This is a genomic window from Siphonobacter sp. BAB-5405, assembly GCF_002872335.1.
GTDB lineage: Bacteria > Bacteroidota > Bacteroidia > Cytophagales > Spirosomataceae > Siphonobacter.
The window spans coordinates 1-3850 of record NZ_NJAG01000091.1 but is presented as its reverse complement, the minus strand read 5'-3'; the positions used below and the strand labels follow the sequence as shown (position 1 = coordinate 3850).

Annotated in this window: 3 protein-coding genes; all 3 read left to right on the top strand. The window is 49.2% G+C overall.

Annotated elements, in window-relative coordinates:
- The first annotated feature begins 577 nt into the window (after positions 1-577).
- Complete coding sequence (locus BWI97_RS25825; RefSeq protein WP_102203369.1) at positions 578-1297, top strand: two-component regulator propeller domain-containing protein; 720 nt, start codon at positions 578-580, stop codon at positions 1295-1297.
- Positions 1294-3111, top strand: a complete 1818-nt coding sequence (locus BWI97_RS25820) for a triple tyrosine motif-containing protein (protein WP_102203368.1) — start codon at positions 1294-1296, stop codon at positions 3109-3111. Before BWI97_RS25825 ends, BWI97_RS25820 begins: the two co-directional genes overlap by 4 nt.
- The coding region (locus BWI97_RS25815) for a HAMP domain-containing sensor histidine kinase (protein WP_146011049.1) at positions 3108-3850 on the top strand (743 nt) is incomplete at its 3' end. The genes BWI97_RS25820 and BWI97_RS25815, both read left to right, overlap by 4 nt.

The window sequence follows — 3850 nt, the reverse complement described above, 5'->3', positions numbered from 1 at the left end:
CTCAGTTCCAGGGACTAAAAAGTAAAACTTGCCTCCTTAAGATCGTTTATGAGTGAAAACGGTTCATGCGGTATTACGTTACCTGACCCATACCCAAGCGTTGCTGCGTTGAAGAACTGACCCCGCAGGCGGGAACGATCGCTTATTACCTGATTAGATAAACGCCAGACATTCTGTTCGTTCGAAAACATAAGGCGATTATTAGTATAGGTATACTATAACGTTTAGACCAAAGCGTTATAGTACCTCTACTGGCTTTTGTTTCCGATTTCTGAATGAGCACCCCTATCTCTTTGCATTCGTTTGCAACGCCATTGCTGCTTGGGAGAAGGTATTTTGTTGGATTTCTGCTCATTCCCTGCTACTGCCTCTGCCCGGTTGACGATCCTTCAACTCAAGCAAAGCTGGGACAGAAATTTAGTAATAACTGAACAATCCCCTGATAGATAATAACATTTGTTAATTAATAGAGTCTCTTTTTAAATTCCACCTTTATTTTTATAAGCTTATAGAATGCCCTTATTATTGTCATTACAAAGCAGCTATCAGTCCCCATTCGTTGCTTTACCGCCAAAATATGAAACGATTACTCCAAAGCTATTACTGGTTTTGGTACCTGATTTTTTGTCTACTTTCTTTTAGCAGTATCGGTCAACCTACTGCAACAGGTAATCTCACGTACCCTAAACGCACCCTTACCCCCCGAAATGGTCTGCCTCAGTCTTTTATCTCTGGGCTTGTACAGGATCAGCAGGGTTTCATCTGGGTAAGTACACGCAATGGTCTGGCCCGCTTTGACGGGAAGCATTTCAAGGTTTTTCAGCATAGCAAGCGTGATAGTACTACCCTTAGCTCTAATGTGATTGCTTACTTGACTCCCGACGCCCAGAATCGCATCTGGATTCAGTATGAAAGTACCGCTCTGGATGTATTTGATCCGGTTACCGAGCAAATTACGCACATTGCAAACGATCCGCTTTTTCGAAAGAACCCCAAGTACTTTGTCAGTCAGGGTTTGCTGCTCGACCACGCAGGTAACATTTGGGGCATTGAGCGTGAGAATGGTCTGTACTGCTACGACCTGAAGCATCAAAAGCTTACGCATTTTACCCAGCAAACGCATGGCTTACCCTCGAATACCGTACGGGGTATCCTGGAAGATCGCCAGCACCGCATCTGGGTGATTACTATGGGCGGCCTGGCCCGTTTGGAGTCCGGGCGTTTCAGCACCTGTCTACGCCTTTTCCGCTGGAGTTTGGCAGTAGCCGCTCCCTGTCTACCGACATCATTTCCATGATCGAACGGCCCAATGGAGAGTTGATCTTTAGCGATGCCAAAAAGCTTATTTTCTATCATCCGCAACGTCGCAGCTTCCGATCAGTTCCGTTTTTACACGATGAAAACCTATCGATTCGCTGGATTCGCCGGGGGCCTGATCAAAAGGAGTACTGGGAATTAAACGGGAAAGTCTATCAGTACGATGATCGGCAGGGCATCCGTCAGGTAGCCGAAACCCAGTTGAAGACGATGAAAGAAGCCTGTAGCTTTCTGGTAGATCGCTCGGGACTGATTTGGCTGGGTACGAATGCGGCGGGTCTTCACCAGATCGATTTAAATGCTCCTTACTTTCAGACCTCTGAAACCCATCATTCGTTTCACGAAGACTTGTTTCAGAAAGAATTTGGCGTTTCGCTGGGCCAGACCTTTGGCTGGTCGCCCCAGCACCCCGAATACCAGTTATCCAGTTACAACGTCCGATCCGCTTACGATACAAAGCATCGGCTCTGGGTAGGCCTTTGGAAAAACCTGGGGTACTGGGATGCTGCTGCCCGGCACTTTGTACTACTGCCTTTACCCCCAGAACTGCTTTCGCAGAATTACCTGTACCAGGGCATCCGGGGACTTACTTTCGATGCTCAGGGCCAGGTATGGATTTCTGGTCAGGATGGCTACGTGGCTAGCTTTGATGAAGGTACCCGGCAATGGAAAACCCAGAGTCCGGCCTCGGTTTTTGCCCGGGCTATACAAAAGAAAAATGCTCGTCCGATTATTCCCGTTGATCTTGCCGTCGACGAGAAGACCATTTATTTAACCACTGAATTTGATGGTCTGGTGCTCATTGACCGTGCCACGCATCAAATCCAGCAGCTTACCCACGAAAACCCATCGAAGGTACTTCCCACCAGTCAGCTGATTGGGCTGGTACCGGACCCGGTCCGAAAAGACCTTCTCTGGATTGGAAGCTACGACGGTCTGATCTGTTTTCATAAATCGACCCGAACGAGCGAAATCTTTTCCCTGGATCAGGGGCTACCCGATAATTCCATTTACTCCATACTACCCGATGCACAGGGCAGTTTTTGGTTGGCTACCAACAAGGGGCTTTGCCAGTTTCATCCGGTTACGCACCAGATTCGCCTGTTTCAGGCATCGGATGGTCTTCCGGGGGAAGAATTTAACCGCTTTCATTACCTTCGCCTGCCTAATGAGAAACTGGCCTTTGGGGGTATCGAAGGCTGGACCCTGTTTAAACCCACGGGCTCCTTTCTGGATTCCTATCAGCCTACCGTGGGTCTGACTCAGGTTCTGATCAATAATACACCCATTGATCAGACACCATTCCGGCAACCCCTGACGGCTCTGCAAACCCTGGATCTGCCCTACGATCAAAACTCCATTGTTTTCGATTTTGCTGGTTTGCAGTACGATCAGCCCCAGAAGCTCACTTACCGTTATCAGCTTCAGGGCTATGATGACACCTGGAATTACATCGGTCATGCCTCCGCAGCTCACTATACCAAGTTGCCCCCGGGCTGGTATACGCTCCAGGTAAATGTTACGAACACCAGCGGCGTGTGGAGTCCCCACGTGTACACGCTTTCGCTCCACATCCGACCCCCTTTCTATCTCACCTGGTGGGCGTATGCCTTCTATCTGTTACTGGCGGGAACTGTAGTAGGGCTCTACGTGAAATACCGAATTCGTCAGGATCGATTAACCCAGGCCATGGTGCTCAAGGAAAAAGAGGCTCAGCAACTTCGGTGGGTGGATGAGATGAAAACCAAGTTTTCTCTAACATCACGCATGAGTTCCGTACCCCTCTCACGTTGATTCTCACGCCTGCCGAGCGACTCAAACAGGAAATCGAACTGCCCCACCAGCAACGCTGGCTGGCGGCCATTGAACGCAATGCCAACCAGCTACTCCGGCTCATCAACCAACTCATGGATCTTTCCAAGATTGAGTCGGGGATGATGAAACTTTCGCTGGTTCGGGGAAATGTGGAAGAAATTTTTACGCGGCTTGTACACTCGTTTCAGATCGAGGCCGAACAAAAAGGCATTCAGCTTTCGCTGAGCTGCCACAGCCTGTCCAGTACTTATTGGTTTGACGTGGACAAGTTTGAACGCATTGCCTATAATCTCCTTTCGAACGCCATTAAGTTTTCCCATAGCGGGGATCAGGTTCAGGTGAGTCTGAGCAGTCAGCCCCCGGCCCATTATACCCGGCATGAAACCGATCCCGGTATTTATCTGACGGTGGCTGATACGGCTCTGGGCATTGCTCCCGAGGTTTTGCCTCACATTTTTGACCGTTTCTATCAGGTGGATGAGAGCCATTTTAAACAGGGCACCGGTATTGGACTTTCGCTAGTAAAAGAACTGGTGGAACTTCAACTGGGATTCATCGAGGTAGCCAGTGAACAAAACCGGGGCACCACTTTTGTCGTCTTTCTGCCGTATGCGGCGGCCGACCAACCCCTTGCTGAAACGCCAGCCCCGGAACCGCTTGACTTAGGAATATCCGAGGAGGTTCAGGCCCACTTATTACTGGTGGAAGATAACGCTGA